At 59.8% G+C, this 22,608-nt stretch carries 18 protein-coding genes; 13 read left to right on the top strand and 5 right to left on the bottom strand.

Going from position 1 to position 22,608, the window contains the following annotated elements; genetic code table 11:
* Window positions 1-22 precede the first annotated feature (22 nt).
* The 11 genes from nuoG (at window position 23) to KJY40_RS18715 (ending at window position 13,234) form a co-directional block, all read left to right on the top strand.
* The gene (gene nuoG / locus KJY40_RS18665; RefSeq protein ID WP_230731685.1) at window positions 23-2,737 is read left to right on the top strand and encodes an NADH-quinone oxidoreductase subunit NuoG; all 2,715 of its coding nucleotides are present in this window, start codon (window positions 23-25) and stop codon (window positions 2,735-2,737) included.
* On the top strand, window positions 2,734-3,741 hold the full coding sequence (gene nuoH / locus KJY40_RS18670; RefSeq protein ID WP_007951460.1) for an NADH-quinone oxidoreductase subunit NuoH: 1,008 nt from the start codon (window positions 2,734-2,736) through the stop codon (window positions 3,739-3,741). The genes nuoG and nuoH overlap by 4 nt, the downstream gene beginning before the upstream one ends.
* 11 nt (window positions 3,742-3,752) lie before the next feature.
* Complete coding sequence (gene nuoI / locus KJY40_RS18675; RefSeq protein ID WP_007951461.1) at window positions 3,753-4,301, top strand: NADH-quinone oxidoreductase subunit NuoI; 549 nt, start codon at window positions 3,753-3,755, stop codon at window positions 4,299-4,301.
* Window positions 4,302-4,310: 9 nt separating this feature from the next.
* On the top strand, window positions 4,311-4,811 hold the full coding sequence (nuoJ, locus tag KJY40_RS18680; protein ID WP_007951462.1) for an NADH-quinone oxidoreductase subunit J: 501 nt from the start codon (window positions 4,311-4,313) through the stop codon (window positions 4,809-4,811).
* A gap of 3 nt (window positions 4,812-4,814) precedes the next feature.
* Window positions 4,815-5,123, top strand: a complete 309-nt coding sequence (gene nuoK, locus KJY40_RS18685; protein WP_003180046.1) for an NADH-quinone oxidoreductase subunit NuoK — start codon at window positions 4,815-4,817, stop codon at window positions 5,121-5,123.
* The gene (nuoL, locus tag KJY40_RS18690; protein ID WP_007951463.1) at window positions 5,120-6,973 is read left to right on the top strand and encodes an NADH-quinone oxidoreductase subunit L; all 1,854 of its coding nucleotides are present in this window, start codon (window positions 5,120-5,122) and stop codon (window positions 6,971-6,973) included. Before nuoK ends, nuoL begins: the two co-directional genes overlap by 4 nt.
* Window positions 6,974-7,012: 39 nt before the next feature.
* Window positions 7,013-8,545, top strand: a complete 1,533-nt coding sequence (gene nuoM, locus KJY40_RS18695) for an NADH-quinone oxidoreductase subunit M (RefSeq protein ID WP_007951464.1) — start codon at window positions 7,013-7,015, stop codon at window positions 8,543-8,545.
* A 7-nt stretch (window positions 8,546-8,552) separates the two neighbouring features.
* A complete protein-coding gene (gene nuoN / locus KJY40_RS18700) occupies window positions 8,553-10,016 on the top strand; it encodes an NADH-quinone oxidoreductase subunit NuoN (RefSeq protein ID WP_230731687.1) in 1,464 nt (487 codons plus the stop codon).
* Between the two features lie 170 nt (window positions 10,017-10,186).
* Window positions 10,187-11,116: a hypothetical protein gene (locus KJY40_RS18705; RefSeq protein WP_230731689.1), complete on the top strand. Its 930-nt coding sequence runs from the start codon at window positions 10,187-10,189 to the stop codon at window positions 11,114-11,116.
* Window positions 11,117-11,249: 133 nt separating this feature from the next.
* On the top strand, window positions 11,250-11,693 hold the full coding sequence (locus tag KJY40_RS18710) for a hypothetical protein (protein ID WP_230731690.1): 444 nt from the start codon (window positions 11,250-11,252) through the stop codon (window positions 11,691-11,693).
* Between the two features lie 215 nt (window positions 11,694-11,908).
* Complete coding sequence (locus tag KJY40_RS18715; RefSeq protein ID WP_230731692.1) at window positions 11,909-13,234, top strand: OprD family porin; 1,326 nt, start codon at window positions 11,909-11,911, stop codon at window positions 13,232-13,234.
* 149 nt (window positions 13,235-13,383) lie between these two features.
* Here the strand turns inward: KJY40_RS18715 and KJY40_RS18720 are convergent, their stop codons facing one another.
* The 5 genes from KJY40_RS18720 to KJY40_RS18740 all read right to left on the bottom strand — a co-directional run bounded on the left by KJY40_RS18720 (window position 13,384) and on the right by KJY40_RS18740 (window position 19,789).
* The gene (locus KJY40_RS18720; RefSeq protein ID WP_127798730.1) at window positions 13,384-13,716 is read right to left on the bottom strand and encodes a DUF2790 domain-containing protein; all 333 of its coding nucleotides are present in this window, start codon (window positions 13,714-13,716) and stop codon (window positions 13,384-13,386) included.
* 79 nt (window positions 13,717-13,795) lie between these two features.
* Window positions 13,796-13,996 carry a co-regulatory protein PtrA N-terminal domain-containing protein gene (locus tag KJY40_RS18725; protein ID WP_179694427.1) on the bottom strand — a complete coding sequence of 67 codons (201 nt, stop codon included), beginning with the start codon at window positions 13,994-13,996 and terminating at the stop codon, window positions 13,796-13,798.
* Between the two features lie 134 nt (window positions 13,997-14,130).
* Entirely contained in the window at window positions 14,131-17,283 is a 3,153-nt protein-coding gene (locus KJY40_RS18730) for a CusA/CzcA family heavy metal efflux RND transporter (protein WP_230731693.1), read from the bottom strand.
* Between the two features lie 15 nt (window positions 17,284-17,298).
* Window positions 17,299-18,492 carry an efflux RND transporter periplasmic adaptor subunit gene (locus KJY40_RS18735; RefSeq protein WP_230731696.1) on the bottom strand — a complete coding sequence of 398 codons (1,194 nt, stop codon included), beginning with the start codon at window positions 18,490-18,492 and terminating at the stop codon, window positions 17,299-17,301.
* A gap of 49 nt (window positions 18,493-18,541) precedes the next feature.
* On the bottom strand, window positions 18,542-19,789 hold the full coding sequence (locus KJY40_RS18740) for a TolC family protein (protein WP_230731698.1): 1,248 nt from the start codon (window positions 19,787-19,789) through the stop codon (window positions 18,542-18,544).
* A 408-nt stretch (window positions 19,790-20,197) separates the two neighbouring features.
* Between KJY40_RS18740 and KJY40_RS18745 the strand changes: the two genes are divergently transcribed.
* Together KJY40_RS18745 and KJY40_RS18750 are read left to right on the top strand one after the other, a co-directional pair.
* Window positions 20,198-20,872: a heavy metal response regulator transcription factor gene (locus KJY40_RS18745; RefSeq protein WP_085745970.1), complete on the top strand. Its 675-nt coding sequence runs from the start codon at window positions 20,198-20,200 to the stop codon at window positions 20,870-20,872.
* Window positions 20,869-22,278, top strand: coding sequence for a heavy metal sensor histidine kinase (locus KJY40_RS18750; protein WP_230731700.1), 1,410 nt, complete (start codon window positions 20,869-20,871; stop codon window positions 22,276-22,278). Before KJY40_RS18745 ends, KJY40_RS18750 begins: the two co-directional genes overlap by 4 nt.
* Window positions 22,279-22,608: the final 330 nt, after the last annotated feature.

The raw sequence follows: 22,608 nt of genomic DNA on the forward strand, positions 1-22,608 counted from the left end.
GGCCAACGAAGACCTTTGAACCATGGCCACTATCCACGTAGACGGCAAAGCGCTCGAAGTCGACGGGGCAGACAACCTGTTACAGGCATGTCTGTCGCTGGGCCTCGACATCCCTTATTTCTGCTGGCACCCCGCGCTTGGTAGCGTCGGGGCCTGCCGCCAGTGCGCGGTCAAGCAGTACACCGACGAGAACGACACCCGTGGTCGCATCGTCATGTCCTGCATGACCCCTGCCACCGACAACACCTGGATCTCCATCGACGATGAAGAATCCAAGGCGTTCCGCGCCAGTGTCGTCGAATGGCTGATGACCAACCACCCGCACGACTGCCCTGTGTGCGAGGAAGGCGGTCACTGCCACCTGCAAGACATGACCGTGATGACCGGCCACAACGAGCGCCGTTATCGCTTCACCAAACGCACCCACCAGAACCAGCAACTGGGCCCGTTCATTTCCCACGAAATGAACCGCTGCATCGCCTGCTACCGCTGCGTGCGTTTCTACAAGGACTACGCCGGCGGCACCGACCTGGGTGTATTCGGCGCCCACGACAACGTGTACTTCGGTCGCGTTGAAGACGGCACCCTTGAAAGCGAGTTCTCCGGCAACCTCACCGAGGTCTGCCCGACCGGTGTGTTCACCGACAAGACTCACTCCGAGCGCTACAACCGCAAGTGGGACATGCAGTTCTCGCCGAGCATCTGCCATGGCTGCTCCAGCGGTTGCAACATCTCCCCGGGCGAGCGTTACGGCGAACTGCGTCGCATCGAAAACCGTTACAACGGTTCGGTGAACCAGTACTTCCTGTGCGACCGTGGCCGTTTCGGTTATGGCTACGTCAACCGCACCGACCGTCCACGTCAGCCGCTGCTGGCCGACGGCACCAAACTAAGCCTGGACGACGCGCTGGACAAAGCCGCCGACCTGCTGCGCGGTCGCAACATCGTCGGTATCGGTTCGCCGCGTGCCAGCCTCGAAAGCAACTATGCGTTGCGTGAACTGGTGGGCGCCGAGCACTTCTACTCCGGTATCGAAGCCTCCGAGCTGGAACGCATCCGTCTGGTCCTGCAAGTGCTGAAAGACAGCCCGCTGCCAGTGCCGAACATGCGCGACATCGAAGACCACGACGCCGTGTTCGTCCTCGGTGAAGACCTGACCCAGACCGCCGCTCGTATGGCCCTGGCCCTGCGTCAGTCGGTCAAAGGCAAGGCCGAAGACATGGCCGAAGCCATGCGCGTCCAGCCTTGGCTCGACGCTGCCGTGAAGAACATCGGTCAGCACGAGCTGAACCCGCTGTTCATCGCCAGCCTGGCTGAAACCAAGCTCGACGACATCGCCGAAGAGTGCGTTCACGCAGCTCCGGACGATCTGGCGCGCATCGGTTTCGCCGTGGCTCACGCCCTGGACGCCAGCGCACCGGCCGTCGAAGGTCTGGACGCCGAAGCCCTGGAACTGGCCAAGCGCATCGCCGACGCACTGCTCGCCGCCAAGCGTCCGCTGATCATCGCCGGTACTTCGCTGGGCTCCAAAGCCTTGATCGAGGCTGCTGCGAACATCGCCAAGGCCCTGAAGCTGCGCGAGAAGAACGGTTCGATCAGCCTGATCGTGCCGGAAGCCAACAGCCTCGGCCTGGCCATGCTCGGTGGCGAATCGGTTGATGCCGCGCTGCAAGCGGTCATCGACGGCAAGGCAGACGCCATCGTCGTGCTGGAAAACGATCTGTATACCCGCACCGCCAAGGCCAAGGTCGAAGCGGCACTGAACGCTGCGAAAGTAGTGATCGTTGCCGACCATCAGAAGACCGCCACCAGCGACCGCGCGCATCTGGTTCTGCCAGCCGCCAGCTTCGCTGAAGGCGACGGTACTTTGGTCAGCCAGGAAGGCCGCGCCCAGCGCTTCTTCCAGGTTTTCGACCCGCAATACATGGACGCGAGCATTCTGGTCCACGAAGGCTGGCGCTGGCTGCACGCCCTGCGCGCCACCCTGCTGAACCAGCCGATCGACTGGACGCAACTCGACCACGTGACCGCTGCCGTTGCTTCGAGCACCACGCAACTGGCCCGTATCGTCGACGCCGCGCCGTCCGCCTCGTTCCGCATCAAGGGTCTGAAACTGGCGCGTGAGCCACTGCGTTACTCCGGTCGCACCGCGATGCGCGCCGACATCAGCGTTCACGAACCACGTACTCCGCAAGACAAGGACACCGCGTTCGCCTTCTCGATGGAAGGTTACTCGGGCTCCGCCGAACCGCGTCAGCAGGTGCCGTTCGCCTGGTCGCCGGGCTGGAACTCGCCGCAAGCCTGGAACAAGTTCCAGGACGAAGTCGGTGGTCACCTGCGCGCTGGCGATCCGGGCACCCGCCTGATCGAAAGCACTGGTGATTCGCTGAACTGGTTCGCCAGTGTTCCGCGCGCGTTCAACCCGGCCCAGGGCACCTGGCAAGCCGTGCCGTTCTATCACCTGTTCGGCAGTGAAGAAAACTCTTCGAAAGCCGCTCCGGTTCAGGAACGCATTCCGGCCGCCTACGTTGCACTGGCCAAGTCCGAAGCCGATCGCCTGGGCGTCAACGACGGCGCACTGCTGAGCCTCAATGTTGCCGGCCAGACCCTGCGTCTGCCGCTGCGTATCAATGAAGAGCTGGGCGCAGGTCTGGTGGCATTGCCTGCGGGCATCGCCGGCATTCCACCGGCATTCGCCGGCGTATCCGTTGATGGTCTGCAGGAGGCAGCGCAATGACCTGGTTCACCCCTGAAGTGATCGATGTGATCCTGACGGTCATCAAGGCCATCGTGATTCTGCTGGCCGTGGTGGTCGCAGGCGCGTTGCTCAGCTTTGTCGAACGTCGCCTGCTGGGCTGGTGGCAGGACCGTTACGGTCCGAACCGCGTTGGCCCGTTCGGTATGTTCCAGATCGCCGCCGACATGCTGAAGATGTTCTTCAAGGAAGACTGGACCCCGCCGTTTGCCGACAAGGTGATCTTCACCCTGGCGCCGGTGGTGGCCATGTCCGCCCTGCTGATCGCCTTCGCGATCATCCCGATCACCCCGACCTGGGGCGTGGCGGATCTGAACATCGGCCTGCTGTTCTTCTTCGCCATGGCTGGTCTGTCGGTCTACGCGGTGCTGTTCGCCGGCTGGTCGAGCAACAACAAGTTCGCCCTGCTGGGCAGCTTGCGTGCCTCGGCGCAGACCGTGTCCTACGAAGTGTTCATGGGCCTGGCCCTGATGGGCATCGTGGTGCAGGTCGGCTCGTTCAACATGCGCGACATCGTCGAGTACCAGGCGCAGAACCTGTGGTTCATCATTCCGCAGTTCTTCGGCTTCTGTACCTTCTTCATCGCTGGCGTGGCCGTGACTCACCGTCACCCGTTCGACCAGCCGGAAGCGGAACAGGAACTGGCCGACGGTTACCACATTGAATACGCCGGTATGAAATGGGGCATGTTCTTCGTCGGTGAATACATCGGCATCATCCTGATCTCGGCGCTGCTGGTCACCCTGTTCTTCGGTGGCTGGCACGGTCCGTTCGGCATCCTGCCGCAACTGTCCTTCGTCTGGTTCGCACTGAAGACCGCGTTCTTCATCATGCTGTTCATCCTGCTGCGCGCTTCCATCCCGCGTCCGCGTTATGACCAGGTGATGGATTTCAGCTGGAAATTCTGCCTGCCACTGACCCTGATCAATTTGCTGGTGACCGCTGCAATCGTGTTGTGGAACACGCCTGCGGTTGCGGTTCAGTGAGGATTTGACCCATGTTCAAATATATTGGCGACATCGTTAAGGGTACCGGTACCCAGTTGCGCAGCCTGGTCATGGTCTTCGGCCATGGCTTTCGCAAGCGCGACACCCTGCAATACCCGGAAGAGCCGGTCTACCTGCCACCACGCTACCGTGGTCGCATCGTCCTGACCCGCGACCCCGATGGCGAAGAACGCTGCGTAGCCTGCAACCTGTGCGCCGTGGCATGCCCGGTGGGTTGCATCTCGCTGCAGAAAGCTGAAACCGAAGACGGTCGCTGGTACCCGGACTTCTTCCGTATCAACTTCTCGCGTTGCATTTTCTGCGGTCTCTGCGAGGAAGCCTGCCCGACCACCGCGATCCAGCTAACCCCGGATTTCGAGATGGCCGAGTTCAAACGTCAGGACCTGGTGTACGAGAAAGAAGATCTGCTGATCTCCGGCCCCGGCAAAAACCCTGATTACAACTTCTATCGTGTTGCAGGTATGGCCGTTGCGGGCAAGCCGAAAGGCGCCGCACAAAACGAAGCCGAGCCGATCAACGTGAAGAGCTTGCTGCCTTAAGGAAGAACGATGGAATTCGCTTTCTATTTCGCATCGGGTATCGCTGTTGTATCCACACTGCGTGTGGTCACCAACACCAATCCTGTGCACGCCCTGCTCTACCTGATCATTTCGTTGATCGCCGTGGCCATGACCTTCTTCGCACTCGGCGCTCCGTTCGCCGGCGTGCTGGAAGTGATCGCCTACGCCGGCGCCATCATGGTGCTGTTCGTGTTCGTGGTGATGATGCTGAACCTCGGTCCCGCCTCGGTTCAGCAGGAACGCACCTGGCTCAAGCCCGGGATCTGGGCGGGGCCGGTGATTCTCGCCGCCCTGCTGCTGGCCGAACTGCTGTATGTGCTGTTCGCTCACCAGAGCGGTCAGGCCATCGGCCACACCACCGTCGATGCAAAAGCCGTGGGCATCAGCCTGTTCGGTCCGTATCTGCTGGTGGTCGAACTCGCCTCGATGCTGCTGCTCGCTGCAGCCGTCACGGCGTTCCATTTGGGCCGTAACGAGGCGAAGGAGTAAGACATGCCTGCTATCCCTCTCGAACATGGTTTAGCCGTTGCCGGCATCCTGTTCTGCCTTGGTCTGGTCGGCCTGATGGTCCGCCGCAACATTTTGTTCGTGTTGATGAGTCTGGAAGTGATGATGAACGCCTCTGCACTGGCCTTCATCGTTGCGGGCGCCCGCTGGGCGCAACCGGATGGACAGATCATGTTCATCCTGGTGATCAGCCTTGCAGCCGCCGAAGCCAGTATTGGCTTGGCGATCCTGTTGCAACTGTATCGCCGCTTCCACACGCTCGATATCGACGCTGCCAGTGAGATGCGCGGATGAACCTACTCTTTCTGACTTTCGTATTCCCTCTGATCGGGTTCCTGTTGCTGTCGTTCTCGCGCGGCCGCTTCTCGGAAAACCTGTCGGCGCTGATCGGTGTCGGCTCCATCGGCCTGTCTGCCATCGTCGCGGCCTACGTGATCTGGCAATTCAACGTCGCACCACCGGAAGGTGGCGTCTACACCCAGGTGCTGTGGCGCTGGATGTCGGTGGAAGGTTTCCAGCCTAACTTCGCGCTGTACCTGGATGGTCTGTCCGTGACCATGCTCGGTGTGGTCGTCGGTGTCGGCTTCCTGATCCACCTGTTTGCATCGTGGTACATGCGTGGCGAAGACGGTTACTCGCGCTTCTTCTCGTACACCAACCTGTTCATCGCCAGCATGCTGTTCCTGATCCTCGGCGATAACCTGCTGTTCATCTACTTCGGTTGGGAAGGCGTGGGCCTGTGCTCGTACCTGTTGATCGGTTTCTACTACAGCAACCGCAACAACGGTAACGCCGCACTGAAAGCCTTCATCGTCACCCGTATCGGCGACGTGTTCATGGCGATCGGCCTGTTCATCCTGTTCCAGCAACTGGGCACGCTGAACGTCCAGGAACTGCTGGTGAAGGCGCCTGAGCACTTCAAGGTCGGCGATTTCTGGATCGTGCTGGCCACCCTGATGCTGCTGGGTGGTGCGGTCGGTAAATCGGCTCAACTGCCGCTGCAGACCTGGCTGGCGGACGCGATGGCCGGCCCTACCCCGGTTTCGGCACTGATCCACGCCGCAACCATGGTGACCGCCGGTGTCTACCTGATCGCCCGTACCCACGGTCTGTTCGCCCTGGCGCCGGACATCCTGCACCTGGTCGGCATCGTCGGTGGTGTGACCCTGGTACTGGCCGGTTTCGCCGCACTGGTGCAAACCGACATCAAACGTATCCTCGCCTACTCGACCATGAGCCAGATCGGCTACATGTTCCTGGCGCTGGGCGTTGGCGCCTGGGAAGGCGCGATCTTCCACCTGATGACCCACGCCTTCTTCAAGGCCCTGCTGTTCCTTGCCTCCGGTGCGGTGATCGTTGCCTGCCACCACGAGCAGAACATCTTCAAGATGGGCGGCCTGTGGAAGAAACTGCCGCTGGCCTACGCCAGCTTCATCGTCGGTGGTGCCGCTCTGGCCGCCCTGCCACTGGTGACCGCAGGTTTCTACTCCAAGGACGAAATCCTCTGGGAAGCGTTCGCCAGCGGCAACCACGGTCTGCTTTACGCAGGTCTGGTTGGCGCATTCATGACGTCGCTGTACACCTTCCGCCTGATCTTCATCGCGTTCCACGGTGAAGCCAAGACCGAAGCCCACGCCGGTCACGGCATCGCTCACTGGCTGCCGCTGTCGGTGCTGATCGTGCTGTCGACTTTCGTCGGCGCCATGATCGTTCCACCGCTGCACGGCGTACTGCCCGAGAGCGTTGGCCATGCCGGTGGCGAAGCCAAGCACAGTCTGGAAATCGCCTCGGGCGCCATCGCCCTGGCCGGTATCCTGCTGGCGGCCCTGCTGTTCCTCGGCAAGCGTCGCTTCGTGACTGCGATCGCCAACAGCGGCATCGGCCGTCTCCTTTCGGCCTGGTGGTTCGCTGCCTGGGGCTTCGACTGGATCTACGACAAACTGTTCGTGAAGCCGTACCTTGCGATCAGCCACATGCTGCGCAAAGACCCGCTCGACCAGACCATCGGTCTGATCCCGCGCATGGCCAAGGGTGGTCACACTGCCCTCAGCCGTACCGAAACCGGTCAACTGCGTTGGTACGCTGCTTCGATGGCTGCTGGTGCCGTGTTGGTCATCGGCGCTGTCGTGCTGGTAGCGGTCTGATATGAACCTTGCGAATTTGCGAAAGGAAACGAGCCCGTCATGATTCTGCCTTGGCTAATCCTGATCCCCTTCATCGGCGGCCTGCTGTGCTGGATGGGTGAGCGCTTCGGCGCTACCCTCCCCCGCTGGATTGCGCTGTTGACCATGACCCTGGAACTCGCCCTCGGCCTCTGGCTGTGGGCCCACGGTGACTATTCATTTGCACCGGCGCCTGGCGCCGATCCGACCTGGGCGCTTGAGTTCAAGCACGTCTGGATCCAGCGCTTCGGCATCAACGTGCACCTGGCCCTCGACGGCCTGTCGCTGCTGATGATCCTGCTGACCGGTCTGCTGGGTATCCTGTCGGTACTCTGCTCGTGGAAAGAGATTCAACGTCACGTCGGTTTCTTCCACCTGAACCTGATGTGGATCCTGGGCGGTGTTGTCGGCGTGTTCCTCGCCCTCGACCTGTTCATGTTCTTCTTCTTCTGGGAAATGATGCTGGTGCCGATGTACTTCCTCATCGCGCTCTGGGGTCACAGTTCTTCGGACGGCAAGAAAACCCGTATCTACGCGGCGACCAAGTTCTTCATCTTCACTCAGGCTTCCGGCCTGATCATGCTGGTGGCGATCCTCGGTCTGGTCCTGGTCAACTACAACAGCACCGGCGTGATCACCTTCAACTACGCCGACCTGTTGAAGACCAAGATGTCGATGACCACCGAGTACATTCTGATGCTCGGCTTCTTCATCGCCTTCGCGGTCAAGCTGCCAGTGGTTCCGTTCCACTCCTGGCTGCCTGACGCTCACGCCCAGGCACCGACTGCAGGTTCCGTCGACCTCGCCGGTATCTTGCTGAAAACCGCGGCCTACGGTCTGCTCCGTTTCGCCCTGCCGCTGTTCCCGAACGCCTCGGCCGAATTCGCGCCGATCGCCATGACCCTCGGTCTGATCGGGATCTTCTACGGTGCGTTCCTGGCGTTCGCGCAAACCGACATCAAGCGCCTGATCGCCTTCTCGTCCGTTTCCCACATGGGCTTCGTACTGATCGGCATCTACTCCGGCAGCCAACTGGCGCTGCAAGGCGCCGTGATCCAGATGCTGGCGCACGGTCTGTCGGCAGCGGCACTGTTTATCCTCAGCGGTCAGCTGTACGAGCGTCTGCACACGCGTGACATGCGTGAGATGGGCGGTCTGTGGTCGCGTATCGCTTACCTGCCGGCGATCAGCCTGTTCTTCGCAGCCGCCTCTCTGGGTCTGCCGGGTACCGGTAACTTCGTCGGCGAGTTCCTGATCCTGATCGGTACCTTCGCCAGTGCTCCATGGATCACCGCGATTGCCACTTCCGGTCTGGTGTTCGGTTCGGTCTACTCGCTGATCATGATCCACCGCGCTTACTTCGGTCCGTCCAAATCGGATTCGATCCTGCACGGCATGGACGGTCGCGAACTGATCATGGTGCTGGGCCTTGCGGTGCTGCTGATTTACCTCGGCGTCTACCCGCAACCGTTCCTCGACACTTCTGCCGCCACGATGCATGGCGTGCAGCAGTGGCTCGGCACCGCCTTCACTCAACTCGCTTCGGCCCGGTAAGAGCGCTATGGAATTCACGATTCAACACTTTATTGCGCTTGCGCCACTGTTGATCACCAGCCTCACCATTATCGTGGTGATGCTGGCAATCGCCTGGCGCCGCAACCACTCGCAGACCTTCCTGATTTCGGTGGCAGGTCTGAACCTGGCCTTGCTGTCGATTCTGCCGGCCCTGAAAGTCGCGCCTCTGGCCGTGACTCCATTGCTGCAGATCGACACCTTTGCCTGCCTGTACATGGCGCTGATCCTGGTCGCCACCCTCGCTTGCGTCACCCTCGCCCACGCTTACCTCGGCGATGGCGGTTCGGGTTACCCGGGCAACCGTGAAGAACTGTACCTGCTGATCCTGATGGCCGCCGCCGGTGGCCTGGTTCTGGTCAGCGCGCAGCACCTGGCCGGGTTGTTCATCGGTCTGGAACTGCTGTCGGTGCCGGTCTACGGTCTGGTGGCCTATGCCTTCTTCAACAAGCGTTCGCTGGAAGCCGGCATCAAGTACATGGTGCTGTCGGCCGCCGGTTCCGCGTTCCTGCTGTTCGGTATGGCGCTGCTGTACGCCGACTCGGGTTCGCTGAGCTTCGTCGGCATCGGTCAGGCACTGGCCGCGACCGGCCTGCCAAGCTCGCTGGCGCAACTGGGCCTGGGCATGATGCTGATCGGTCTGGCGTTCAAGCTGTCGCTGGTACCGTTCCACCTGTGGACGCCGGACGTGTACGAAGGTGCTCCGGCACCGGTGGCCGCGTTCCTCGCCACCGCTTCGAAAGTGGCTGTGTTCGCGGTCATGGTTCGTCTGTTCCAGATCTCCCCTGCTGCAAGCAGTGGCGTTCTGAGCAACGTGCTGACCATCATCGCCATCGCCTCGATCCTGTTCGGTAACCTGCTGGCCCTGACCCAGAGCAACCTCAAGCGTCTGCTCGGTTACTCGTCCATCGCGCACTTCGGCTACCTGCTGATCGCACTGGTGGCGAGCAAGGGTCTGGCGGTGGAAGCCATCGGCGTGTACCTGGTCACCTACGTGATCACCAGCCTCGGCGCCTTCGGCGTGATCACCCTGATGTCCTCGCCGTACAACGGCCGTGACGCAGATGCGCTGTACGAGTACCGCGGCCTGTTCTGGCGCCGTCCGTACCTGACCGCCGTACTGACCGTAATGATGCTGTCCCTGGCCGGTATCCCGCTGACCGCTGGCTTCATCGGCAAGTTCTACATCATCGCTTCCGGTGTCGAGTCGCACCAATGGTGGCTGGTCGGCTCGCTGGTACTGGGCAGCGCCATCGGCGTGTTCTACTACCTGCGCGTGATGGTCACCCTGTACCTGATCGAACCAAACCTGCGCCGCCACGACGCCCAGCTGCACTGGGAACAGAAAGCAGGCGGCGTGATGCTGCTGGCAATCGCCGTGGTCGCGTTCTTCCTCGGCGTCTACCCGCAACCGCTGCTGACCCTGGTTCAGCAATCGGGCCTGGCGGGCTGATCGCTCAGCGATAGCTGGCTACAAACAGAAACGGCACCTTCGGGTGCCGTTTTTGCGTTTGGGGAATTCATTACGAGTGCCCTGCCCCTTCCTGCTTAAACTCCAGAAAGCTCCCGCTGAATTGTCGGTTTCGTCCTACACCCCGTATTCGGCTCTCGGAGCTATCGTGTGTGAGCGGGATAAAGCAGCTTCGCAGGCACATTGAATGCACTGACCGATCGACAGGACACAGGGAAATCATATTGAACATTCACAACATACATACCACTTACGAAAAAATGTATGCATATGAAGAAGAGATAAAAAACAGCATTTCAATAAAAACCCAAATAATATTTACAGCAATATTCGCCCTTGCTTCAGCAACAATCTATCTCGCGCGTTTTCTAGACTTCACGTTCAACCCTAAGATTGCATATGTTATTTCTTTCCTCGCAGCAACAACGTTAATAATTTCAGCAATATCCACATATTTCAATTGCAAAGCTTTTAGCGGCTCTGAATTCAACCGAATGCCATATGCAGAAAAAATCAAGGAATACTACGAAAGCCAAATAGAGTACAACGATGAGCTTGCCAAATATAACGCCCAAGTAGCTCAACACGAACAAATACCCTTAATCAATCCTGCCAAAGAAACCGCTAGATTTATATCAAACACTTACATTAGCTGCTCTACACATAACGCCCTGGTCAACGAAGAGCGATCCCGCTGGGTGTTTAAAGCACTTTCAACTTTTCTGATGGCTTGTATTCCCCTCGCCATAGGCAGCTTGCTATTTGTTCTCTTTGACATGGACACCTCCTCTCCCAGGAAAAATTTTTCAATAAAAGATACATACGTGGGAGATCAAATCGCCGCCTTAAAAACTCAGCTGTTAAATGACTCTAGATCTGACGCGGTAGCAGACCTGAAAAAAAGGACTATAATCCTCGAAAATATAATTCTTCAAAAAGGGGCGGAAAAATTGAGCGAACCCAATAAACCAGCATTGAGCGAACAAAAAGCTCTGCCCCAAGCACCTGTAAAACCGCCTGTTCCACCATCCAGAAAGACGTACGACGATGTTAACGGCGGTCCCAATAGGAATCAGAAATGAAAGCGACCAACGGCCCGTCCAAACCAGTAAATGAGACTAGACCCACACCACCAAAAAAGCCCTCTGCACCAGTGGTACGTCGTGTTGTCAACGAGAGAGTTATCAATAGAAAGGAAATAGCGCTAGATAATAGATGACCATCAATCGAAACCATTCGGTCATGATCTACCACTCAAAAAAACGGCATCTTCGGATGCCGTTTTGTTTTTTGGAGTTTCATTTCAAAAAACTCTGCCCCCTGATGGACGCAACCGAAGATAGCGATCCTTTTATCGTAAATGCCGTCTGCTCTTTAGGAGTTTTCCTGCAAGTCACTGGGCAATGTATGACATTCGAAAGGACCCATTTGCCAGTAAATTCGAAGATCTATTTTCTGGAGGAGATGGCGAACCATGAAGCGAGATTTTTTTTCAGAGTTGATGGACGGCCTCGAGGCGTTAGCCGAGGAACGCAAAGACAAAGTCACCTTGAAAAAACGCGCGCCCAACGGATCGGAACCATGAAGGGCAAACTCACACTTCCCAATGACATCGATACCTCTCTGCCAGAAGACGTGCTGGAAAGCTTCGAACGGTAGAAACGAACATCTGCATACATGGAACGATCAGCCCCGCCCTGTATGTGAGTTTCGACTCCACCCACCTAACGAAATTGTAATTCCCCAATCACCTCCTCGTTATCCGCAGCCTGCAACGATGTCACCCGGCGACTCTCCCGGCGGCCCCTTGTCCGTCGAACAATAAAACCCACGCCGAAACTCGTTCCCGTTCTGCCGAACCCTAGGAGTGATTGATGGTTAACAACACAAAAATGTCGATGGCCGCTCTGGCAGTGGTTGTCGGCGCCGGGCCGTCCACGGTGTTTGCAGAAGAAAAACCCGAAGGATTTATCGAAGGCAGCAGCCTGACGGTGCTCAACCGTAACCTCTATTTCAACCGTGACCACCGCAACGGCCAGTCCAGTCCCACGGGCAATGGTTATTCCGAAGCCTGGGCCCACGGCATCATCGGCAAGTTCGAATCCGGTTTCACCCAGGGCACCGTCGGGGTCGGGGTGGATGCGTTTGCGATGATCGGTCTGAAACTAGACACCGGCGACGGCCGTAACGGTGGCCGCAGTTCGTTCGATGTATTGCCGGTCAACAGCGACGGTGAAGCGCGGGACGAATACACCAAGGTCGGTGGCGCCGCCAAAGTGCGGGCCTTCGATACGGTGGTGAAAGTCGGTGATGTGTTCCCGGCCAACCCGGTGGTCGCGGCGGGCGATTCACGATTGTTGCCGGAAAGCTTTCGCGGTGTGACGGCGACCAACACCAGCATCGAAGGTCTGTCGATCCAGGGCGGCCGGTTGCATGCGATGAGCCAACCGGTGTCCAGCGACCTGCGCGAGAACTTCGCGACCTTCTATGCCGGCCCGGTCAATTCGCCGTGGATCGCTTACGGCGGCGGCGATTACGCGCTGAACAAAAACCTGAGTTTCAGCCTGTACTCCAGTCGCCTCAAAGATGCCTGGAACCAGTACTACGCCGGCACCGCGTGGACGTATCCGCTATCGGATGACCTGTCGCTGTTCGGCGGCCTGAATTACTACAAGGCGGTCGACGAGGGCAAACAGTTGCTCGGCCAGTTCGACAACAACATCTGGAGCGGCCGCGTCGGCGTGAAACTCGGCGCCCACTCCGTCGCCCTCTCCCACCAGCGCAACAACGGCAACGACGACTTCGACTACCTGCGCCAGTCCGACTCGATCTTCCTCGACAACTCGATCCAGTACAGCGACTTCAACTCGCCGAAGGAGCGTTCGTGGATGGTGCGCTACGACCTCGACATGACCGCCTATGGCGTACCGGGCCTGTCGTTCATGACCCGTTATGCACGCGGCACCGACGCCGATTACTCCAACGCCAACGCCGTGTACATGCGCCGCGATGCCGACGGCAATCCGCTGACCGACCAGAAGCGCTGGGAGCGTGACATCGAAGTCAAATACGTGGTGCAAAGCGGTTCTATGAAAGACCTGTCGCTGCGTCTGCGCCAGGCCACTACCCGCGCCACCGCATTCGAATCGGATCTGGATGAAGTGCGGGTGATCATCGAATACCCGCTGGCGATTCTCTGAGTTTCACGAGCAATGCCCATTCACCTTTAGAAGCTCCTTGCTCCTTTGGTAAGAGGTGAATTTTTGGCGTCCTTCGGGGCGCCTTTTTTATGCGCGAAAAAAAGCCCGACTCATTGAACATGAACCGGGCGCGTCAGCCGGGATTAACGTCAGCCACCCTGCTGACGACAATTCCCCATTACGTTGTAAGTGACCGTATTGAGCTGCCCTTTGGAGTCCTCGTAAGTCATCGCAGCCGGCACAACAGCGCATTCATTCTTTGGCCGGACAACGCTCACCACCTTCTTCACATCCAGCTTCATTCCGTACTCGTATTCCTTGACCACCGGCGCCGCTTTGCCCTGACTGGCCGCGTACTGCTCCATGGCTTTGGTGTTGGCACTGAGCGCCCGGTCGAACGTTCTGTCGCCACCGCCTTCGGCCAACGCATTCAAGGACATTGCCATGACAGCGGTGAACGCCAACAGCTTTAGAGTTTTCATATTCGTTTACCTCAAAACACGACTCATAAAAAAGCCCACCATCGATGCGCGATGACGGGCTCATTCACTGGCAGCACGCTTACAGGTCTTGGGTCTTGTCGTCCTTCTTGTCGTTCACGACGACCGGATCACGGGCCTTTTCCTTCGCAGCAAACACCTCCATCGAGCGGTCATTGGCGGCCATCATTCGGTCGAAAGTGCGGTCACCGCCACCTTCGGCCAACACCAGGGAAGACATCATCAGAGCCACGGCAAACGCGCCAATCTGTGCAAGTTTCATCATTGATTCCTCATTCAAGTCACTGACGGGATCAAGGTAACAATCCGAACCTTTCGTGACGGTGGCGCCGAAATTACATATCCGTTATGTAGAGAGGCCCGCATTGGCGGGCCTGTTGTTGAGGCAAAAAGTGGCTAGGCAGCCGTGGGCGATTCCTCGTCCCGACGATGCGCCAGCTGATACAACGCCGGCAGGATCAGCAACGTGAGAATGGTCGAGGACAGGATCCCGCCAATCACCACCGTCGCCAGCGGTCGCTGCACCTCGGCCCCGGTGCCGGTCGCCAGGGCCATCGGAATGAAGCCCAGGGACGCCACCAGCGCCGTCATCAGCACCGGACGCAATCGCGTCAGTGCGCCTTCGTGAATCGCCTCGGAGAGCGAACGCCCCTCCTCCCGCAAGTTGCGAATGAACGCGATCATCACCAGCCCGTTGAGCACCGCCACGCCAGACAGCGCGATAAAACCGACACCCGCCGAGATCGACAGCGGAATGTCCCGCAGCCACAACGCCATGACCCCGCCGGTCAGCGCAAACGGAATCCCGGTGAACACCAGCAAGCCGTCCTTGAGGTTGTTGAACATCATGAACAGCAACCCGAATACCAACAGCAACGCCACCGGCACCACGATCTGCAAGCGCTTGGCCGCCGATTGCAGTTGCTCGAACTGCCCGCCCCAAGTGGTCCAGTAACCCGCCGGCACCTGCACGTCGCGCTCGATCGCTTCGCCCGCCTCGGCGACGAAAGAACCGATGTCACGCCCACGCACGTTGGCGCTGACGATCACCAGGCGTTTGCCATTCTCGCGGCTGACCTGATTCGGCCCCAGCACCAGATCGAGGCTGGCAACGTCCTTCAGCGCAATGAAACCGATCTGGCTGGAAGCATCACCACCCGCCGCCGGCACCGGAATCAGCAGCGCCGACAGCCCGTCGATGTCCTTGCGCATGGCGTCGGACAAACGCACCACCATGTCGAATCGACGGTCACCTTCATACAGCGTGCCGGCCTTCTGCCCACCCACAGCCACTGCGATAGTGTCCTGCACATCGCCGACGTTGAGCCCGTAACGCGCAGCCTTGTCGCGGTCGATGTTGATGGTCAGCACCGGCAGACCGGTGGTTTGCTCGACCTTGACCTCGGACGCGCCGTTGACCTTCTGCATCGCGGCGGCAATCTTCGCCGCCGTGGCGTTGAGCACGTCCATCTCATCACCGAACACCTTGACCGCCACGTCGCTGCGCACGCCGGAGATCAGTTCGTTGAAGCGCAACTGGATCGGCTGCGACAGTTCATAGTTGCTGCCCGGCAGCGTTGCCGCGGCTTGCTGCAGTTCGGCCATCAGGGTTTCCCGGGATTTACCCGGATCCGGCCATTGCTCTTTCGGTTTGAGCATCACGTAGCTGTCGGAGATGTTCGGCGGCATCGGGTCGGAAGCGATTTCCGCAGTGCCAGTGCGGGCGAATACACGCTCGACTTCCGGCACCTTATTGAGGATCAAGGTTTCAAGCCGCTGCTGCATGTCCACCGATTGCGTCAGGCTGGTGCCCGGCACGCGCAACGCCTGCAAGGCAAAATCGCCTTCGCTGAGACTCGGCACAAACTCGCTGCCCATGCGGCTGGTGACCACGCCACTGAGCACGATCACTCCCAACGCCACACCGACCGCCATCGTCCGATGGGACATGACCCAGTCCAGCGCCGGCGCATAAACGCGACGGGCGCCGCGCATCACCACGCCCTCTTCTTCCTTGACCTTGCCGGTCACGAACAGCGCAATTGCCGCCGGCACAAAGGTCACGGACAAGAGCATGGCGCCGAGCAACGCGATGACCACGGTGAACGCCATCGGGTGAAACATTTTTCCCTCGACGCCGCTCAGGGCGAAGATCGGCAGGTACACCACCATGATGATCAGTTGGCCGAAAATCAGCGGTCGCCGCGCCTCTTTTGCCGCCGCGAACACTTCATGGAAACGCTCGGATCGTGTCAGCAACCGCCCATGATGCTGCTGCGCATGGGCCAGCCGTCGCAGGGTGTTTTCGACGATCACTACCGCACCGTCGACGATAATGCCGAAGTCCAGCGCGCCGAGGCTCATCAGGTTGGCGCTGACCTTGTTGCTGAACATGCCGGTGAAGGTGAACAGCATCGACAGCGGAATCACCATCGCGGTGATCAGCGCCGCGCGGATATTACCGAGGAACAGGAACAGGATCGCGATCACCAGAATCGCGCCTTCGACGAGGTTCTTCTTTACCGTGGCGATGGCCTTGTCGACCAGATGCGTGCGGTCATACACCGGCACCGCGATCACGCCAGCGGGCAACGACTTGTTGATCTGTTCGAGCTTCGTGGCGACGGCCTGGGAGACCGTGCGACTGTTTTCACCGATCAGCATGAACACCGTACCCAGCACCACTTCCCGGCCATTTTCCGTGGCGGCGCCGCTGCGCAGTTCGCGGCCGATGTCCACGGTGGCGACGTTCTTGATCCGGATCGGCGTGCCGTCGACGTTGGCCATGACGATGTTGGCGATGTCCTCGGTGCTCGCCACTTGCCCCGGCGCGCGAATCAGCAATTGCTCGCCGCTGCGCTCGATGTACCCGGCGCCGACGTTGGCGTTGTTGCGCTCCAGCGCCGTCACCAGATCGGTGAGGGTCAGTTTGTAGGCCGCGAGTTTTTTCGGATCGGGCGCTATCTGATATTCCTTGGCAAAGCCGCCGATGGTGTTGATCTCGGCCACGCCGGGGACGTTGCGCAGTTGCGGCTTGATGATCCAGTCCTGAATCACCCGCAGATCGGTTGGCGTATAGGGCGTGCCGTCCTCTTTCAGCGCGCCCTCCCTGGTCTCGACCGTCCACAAAAAGATCTCGCCGAGCCCGGTGGAAATCGGCCCCATCACCGCTTCCACGCCTTCGGGCAACTGCTCCTTGGCGGACTGCAACCGCTCGTTGACCAATTGCCGGGCAAAGAACAGGTCGGTGCCGTCCCTGAAGATCACCGTGACCTGGGACAACCCCGAACGCGACAGCGAGCGGGTCTGCTCCAGCGCCGGCAGGCCGGCCATCGCGGTTTCAATCGGAAAGGTGATGCGCTGCTCGGTTTCCAGCGGCGAAAACCCGGCCGCGCCGGTGTTGATCTGCACCTGGACGTTGGTGATATCGGGCACGGCGTCGATCGGCAGTTTCTGATAACTGGCGATGCCGAGGCCGGCCATGAGCAGAACGGCGAGCAGCACGATGATGCGCTGCTCGATGGCAAACTGGATCAGGCGTTCGAACATGGGAGTCTTCCGCGATTAATGACTGTGCTCGGCCGAGGCTTTGCCCAGCTCCGATTTGAGGACGAAGCTGCCAGCGCTCGCGACTTGCACGCCAGGCTCCAGTCCGGCGACGACTTCCACCTGACCCGCCGCGCGACTGCCCAACTCCACCGCTTGCGCCTTGAAGCCGTCGTCGGTGCGCACGAACACCGTGGGTTTGTCCTCGACGGTCTGGATCGCGGTTTCCGGCACGGCGACCTTGGCCTGGCGGCTGTCGGTGGCGACCAGCGCGGTGACAAACAGGCCCGGGCGCCATGAGCCTTGCGGGTTCTCCAACGTCACGCGCACGGTCGCGGTGCGGGTCTGTTCGCCGAGCAGGCTGCCGACGTAAGCCACGGTGCCGCTGACTTCAGCGTTCAATTCAGCAGCGCTGACGGTGACGGGTTTGCCCACTTGCACCTTGTTCAAGTCCTTCGGCGAAACGCCAAACGTGACCCACACCCGCGACAAATCCGAGAGTGTGAACGCCGCCGTAGTCTCATCGACCACCTCCCCGGGCGTCAGGTGTTTTTCCACCACCACACCGTCAAAAGGCGCGCGCAGTTCATAGCGATTGCCACCGGTGGCGACCACGCTGCCACTGAGCACGCTGATCTTTTGCCGGGCATTGCCCACAGCAATCTCGGCTTCTTCCAGAGCTTGGCGCGCCTGAAGGAAATCCTGTTCGGCGGAGATCTTGTCCTGCCACAGTGTCTTCTCGCGTTCGAACGTCGTGCGCGCCAATGCCAATCGACGTTGCGCGGCTGCCTGCTCGCTGCGCTGATCGGAAATCTGCTGACTGGCGATCACCGCCAGCAACTGGCCCTTCTTCACCGACTGCCCGAGATTGACCGACACCGACTCGACCACGCCCGGCACACGCGGCACCACATGCGCGGTGCGGTCTTCGTCGAAGCGCACTTCGCCGGGGAACGACAGACCGAGGCTGAAGTTCTGCGCCTGGGCAGCGGCCAGTTGAATCCCCGCCGCCGCGATCTGCTCGGCAGTCAATTCGATGTGCCCTTCTTCGTCGTGCCCGTCGTCAGCGGCGGCGCCTTCTTCGGCGTGATCGGCGTGTTCCGCCGCTTCATCGGCATGCGCATCGATGGACGCATTGCCGCCCCACATCGAGCCGATGCCAATGCCCAGCGCCAAGGTCGCCGCAGCGACCACGATCAGTTTTTTATCCATGGAAACTCCTCTGCGCCAAACCATCGCGCAGTGATCAGAAAGTTGAAATTCAAGGGTTGGCGCTGAGATCGCCGAAGATGCGTTCGATGCGGACCCGGGCGTCGGTTGCCTCGCTCACCGCCTGGATGTATTGGCTGCGAGCGGCGATCAATGTGCGTTGGGCGTCGAGCACGTCGAGGAAGCCGAACTTGCCCATTTCGAAACCGCGAGTGGCGCTGTCCACCGCACTTTGCGCGGCGGGCAGGATGGTCCGGTCGAACGCCTGGATTTCGCCATTGGCGGTCTGCCATTGCGCCAGCGTGGTCTGGATTTCCGTGCGCAAGCGCAGTTCGGTGGCGTTGCGCAGGTCCCACGCCTGATCGGTACGCCGCGCCGCCGCCAGCACGTTGCCCTGATTGCGGTTGAACAGCGGAATCGGCATCGACAGCCCCACCACATTGACCCGCTCGCGCTCGATTTCGCTGTACTGGCTGCCGATGCTGACGGTGAGATCGGGAATCCGCTGGGACTTTTCCAGCCCCAGCGACGCCTCGCGCTGGTCGATCTGCAACCTGGCCAGGCGCAGCTCCGCCGTCTCGTTCAGGCGCTCAAGCAAACGGGTGGGCGGCGGCACGCTGGACAGGGTTTGAGCAGTGGCTTGCACCGTGGTCGAAGTCGGCAACGGTGCGCCCATGACCTGGGCCAATTGCTGGTACGCATTGGCCTGATCGCGCTCGGCGCGGCTCAATTCCAGACGCACTTCCGAAAGCTGCACTTGCGCCCGTGTGCCTTCCACCGGGGACGACTTGCCCGCCTCGATCCGCCCCTGCGCCACACGCAAACCGTGCTCGGCGAGCTGCAGCGACTGCCGGGCCAGTTGTAAACGTTGCTGCGCGGTCTGTGCGCCGTTGAACGCTTGAAGCACGTCGGCGCGCAGTACGTTGCGCTTGCGCTCCAGTTCAATGCCGGCGGCATCCTGCGCACGGCTCGCCACATCGATCCGCGCGCCACGCTTACCGCCCAGTTCGATCGGCTGGCTGAGCATCACCGTGGTGGTACGCGATTCGCGCCGGGTGTCTTCGGCCTCCCACGACACCTCGGGGTTGGGGATCAGCCCGGCCTGTTTGCGGTCGCCTTCGGCAATGCCGATTTCCCATTGCGCGGCGGCCAGCTCCGGGTTGCCGGCGAACGCGGTTTGCAGCGCCTGATCCAGCGTCAAAGTCGATGCACTGGCAAGGCTGGTACAGGCCAGCAACAAGAGGCCGCTGGCGGTTTTTTTCAGGCGTGATCGCGCCGTCAGTTCAATTAAACCGGGCAATGGAAGTCTTCCTTCAATCAAGAATCGTTGATGACGCCACGGTAGGGTTTTGAACTTATCGACAAGGTGACGTGAACATTACAAATCCGTTATCCACGGTTTATCCAAGTTGTTTTGCTCTAGGATTCGAAGTTCGAATGAGTTTGTTGCAATAGATAGAAACAAATGCGCGTTAGTTATCCGCCGAACAGCACTTGCCGAAATGGAAGTCATGAAAAACCAACTATTTCGCTGCGACAGGCTGTCGCGGATGGCCGATTTAAAGGCCTCAGGCGTTGACTCTGTAGCCACTACAGCCTTTACCGTTCACGCCACTCAGTTCCAAAGCCCGTCAGGAAGCCCCTGTAAAAACTGCAACTTCCAGACTCACTTGTTTAAATACCCATTCATTTAAAGTGGTGAAACATCATGCGAATCCTTGTCGTCGAGGACGAGCTCAAAGCTGCCGAATACTTGCATCAGGGCCTGACCGAAAGTGGTTATATCGTTGATCACGCCGTCAATGGCGCGGATGGTTTACACCTGGCGCAACAACAGGTCTATGACCTGATCATTCTCGATGTGAACCTGCCGGAACTCGACGGCTGGAGCGTGCTGGAACAACTGCGTCGCACCCACTCCACCCGGGTGATGATGCTCACCGCACGCGGGCGGCTGGCGGACAAGATCCGTGGCCTGGATCTGGGCGCCGATGATTATCTGGTCAAGCCGTTCGAGTTTCCGGAGTTGCTGGCGCGGGTACGCACCTTGATGCGTCGCAGTGAAAACATCCCGGTGCCGCAGGTGCTCAAGGTCGCCGATCTGGAACTTGATCCGGGCCGTCACCGGGCCTTTCGTGGCTCGCAGCGCATCGACCTGACCACCAAGGAGTTCGCCCTGCTGCACCTGCTGATGCGTCAGTCCGGCGAAGTACTGACCCGTACCCAGATCATCTCGCTGGTGTGGGACATGAATTTCGACTGCGACACCAACGTGGTCGAAGTCTCGATCCGCCGCTTGCGGGCGAAGATCGACGACCCGTTCGACAGCAAACTGATTCACACCCTGCGCGGCGTCGGCTATGTGCTGGAGGCACGGGAATGAAGCCGGCCAGCCTGTCGCTGCGTCTGGGTCTGACGGTCAGCATTCTGGGCGCACTGCTGGTGGTGTTCCTGGCGCTCCTCGCCTATTTCGCCCTGACCCATGAGCTGAACGCGCTATCGCGCGACAGCCTGGAAAAGAAGATGGAACAGGTCGAGCACAGCCTGACGCTGTACTTCGACACCAGCGAGATCAGTGCCAAGCCGCACATCCTGCTCGATCAGGTCATGGGGCACGACAACCTGACCCTGACCATTTACGACCTGAACAACCTGCGCACCCCGCTGCTCAAGTCCGGCTCGGGCCTGACCGATCCACGGGTCGAGTTGAAGGCAGTTCGGGCGACCACCGATCAGTTGACTCACACCGACAGCGCCGATGCCGAAGGCGCGAAATTTCTCACCGTCTCCAAGCTGATTCGTCTCAAGGACGGCAGCAATGTACCGGTGCTGCTGTCGATGGATAACGCCCACGATCAGGCTCTGCTCAGCGCTTATTTGCGCTCGACGCTGATGGCCTTGCCGTTGTTGCTGGTGTTCATCGGCTTGACGGCTTGGGGCGCCGTGCAGCGAGGGCTGGCACCGTTGCGCGAGTTTCGCAAAGTGGCGGCGCGCGTGACGACGCAGGATCTCGATCATCGCCTGTCGGTGCTGAACATGCCCCAGGAACTCAGCGAACTGGCGCAGGGCATCAACGTCATGCTCGATCGACTGGACAGCGGCGTGCAGCAGTTGTCGCAGTTCTCCGATGATCTGGCCCACGAGCTGCGCACGCCGATCAACAACCTGATGGGAAAGGCTCAGGTCACGCTGTCGCGGGAGCGCTCGGTCGAGGAATACACCAATGTTCTGGTGTCCTGCACCGAAGAGCTGGAGCGGGTCGCGCGGATTGTCTCGGACATGCTGTTTCTGGCCCAGGCCAGCCAGCCTGCGGCGCACGCCTCGTTCGAGCCGATTGCGCTGGAGCAAGAGGCGGTCAAAGTGGCGGATCTGTTTTTCCTGACTGCGCAGGACAAACAGATCGACCTGAAGGTTATCGGCAGCGCTCAGGTATCGGGGGACCGGTTGATGATTCAGCGAGCGATTTCCAATCTGCTGTCCAATGCCCTGCGCCACTGCCCGTCCGGCAAGACCGTTTCGCTGTTCATCGAACAGGCGCCGAACGAGGTGTCGCTGCGAGTCAGCAATCCCGGCGCAGGCATCGAGGCGCAACACCTGCCGTATCTGTTCGACCGTTTTTACCGGGTCGACAGCAGCCGCACCCGTTCACAGGGCAGCACCGGTCTGGGGCTGGCCATCGTGCACTCGATCATGACCCTGCATCAGGGCAGCGCGCAGGTTCAAAGCCGTCCGGGGGCAATGACGGTGTTCAGTCTGGTGTTTCCCGTGATGCATCGGGAACGGCACTGAACCTTCAAGCCGATTTGTGCGGTGTTTTCTCAAACCTCGTAGGAAAAATCACCGCACAAGTGCTGCATCCATCCCCGTAAATCCTTCAGTACGAATTTGCGCCACCACCGCGCTGAAACGTCTGACAGCGACAGACGACGGAACGCCTCAAACCGCTGATTCCTTTCGTGTGGTTCGCCCGTTGCCACGCAGTGCTCCCTCGCAGAAACACGTCCGCCCGGCGTCAATTCACGTTTTATCAGTACGTATTTCGACACCGCTGAAACCCGCGACTGGAAACGTCTGGACATTTTTGACCCCGCCCTCACGGCCCTTCTAGATTCGGCTCGT

This window comes from Pseudomonas fitomaticsae (assembly GCF_021018765.1).
Taxonomy (GTDB): Bacteria; Pseudomonadota; Gammaproteobacteria; order Pseudomonadales; family Pseudomonadaceae; genus Aquipseudomonas; species Aquipseudomonas fitomaticsae.

What these genes read in the sequence shown, in the direction of transcription:
- nuoG (WP_230731685.1), top strand. Translation starts at nt 23, where the DNA reads ATGGCCACTATCCACGTAGACGGCAAAGCGCTCGAAGTCGACGGGGCA.
- nuoH (WP_007951460.1), top strand. Translation starts at nt 2,734, where the DNA reads ATGACCTGGTTCACCCCTGAAGTGATCGATGTGATCCTGACGGTCATC.
- nuoI (WP_007951461.1), top strand. Translation starts at nt 3,753, where the DNA reads ATGTTCAAATATATTGGCGACATCGTTAAGGGTACCGGTACCCAGTTG.
- nuoJ (WP_007951462.1), top strand. Translation starts at nt 4,311, where the DNA reads ATGGAATTCGCTTTCTATTTCGCATCGGGTATCGCTGTTGTATCCACA.
- nuoK (WP_003180046.1), top strand. Translation starts at nt 4,815, where the DNA reads ATGCCTGCTATCCCTCTCGAACATGGTTTAGCCGTTGCCGGCATCCTG.
- nuoL (WP_007951463.1), top strand. Translation starts at nt 5,120, where the DNA reads ATGAACCTACTCTTTCTGACTTTCGTATTCCCTCTGATCGGGTTCCTG.
- nuoM (WP_007951464.1), top strand. Translation starts at nt 7,013, where the DNA reads ATGATTCTGCCTTGGCTAATCCTGATCCCCTTCATCGGCGGCCTGCTG.
- nuoN (WP_230731687.1), top strand. Translation starts at nt 8,553, where the DNA reads ATGGAATTCACGATTCAACACTTTATTGCGCTTGCGCCACTGTTGATC.
- KJY40_RS18710 (WP_230731690.1), top strand. Translation starts at nt 11,250, where the DNA reads ATGACCATCAATCGAAACCATTCGGTCATGATCTACCACTCAAAAAAA.
- KJY40_RS18715 (WP_230731692.1), top strand. Translation starts at nt 11,909, where the DNA reads ATGGTTAACAACACAAAAATGTCGATGGCCGCTCTGGCAGTGGTTGTC.
- KJY40_RS18720 (WP_127798730.1), bottom strand. Translation starts at nt 13,716, where the DNA reads ATGAAAACTCTAAAGCTGTTGGCGTTCACCGCTGTCATGGCAATGTCC.
- KJY40_RS18725 (WP_179694427.1), bottom strand. Translation starts at nt 13,996, where the DNA reads ATGAAACTTGCACAGATTGGCGCGTTTGCCGTGGCTCTGATGATGTCT.
- KJY40_RS18730 (WP_230731693.1), bottom strand. Translation starts at nt 17,283, where the DNA reads ATGTTCGAACGCCTGATCCAGTTTGCCATCGAGCAGCGCATCATCGTG.
- KJY40_RS18735 (WP_230731696.1), bottom strand. Translation starts at nt 18,492, where the DNA reads ATGGATAAAAAACTGATCGTGGTCGCTGCGGCGACCTTGGCGCTGGGC.
- KJY40_RS18745 (WP_085745970.1), top strand. Translation starts at nt 20,198, where the DNA reads ATGCGAATCCTTGTCGTCGAGGACGAGCTCAAAGCTGCCGAATACTTG.
- KJY40_RS18750 (WP_230731700.1), top strand. Translation starts at nt 20,869, where the DNA reads ATGAAGCCGGCCAGCCTGTCGCTGCGTCTGGGTCTGACGGTCAGCATT.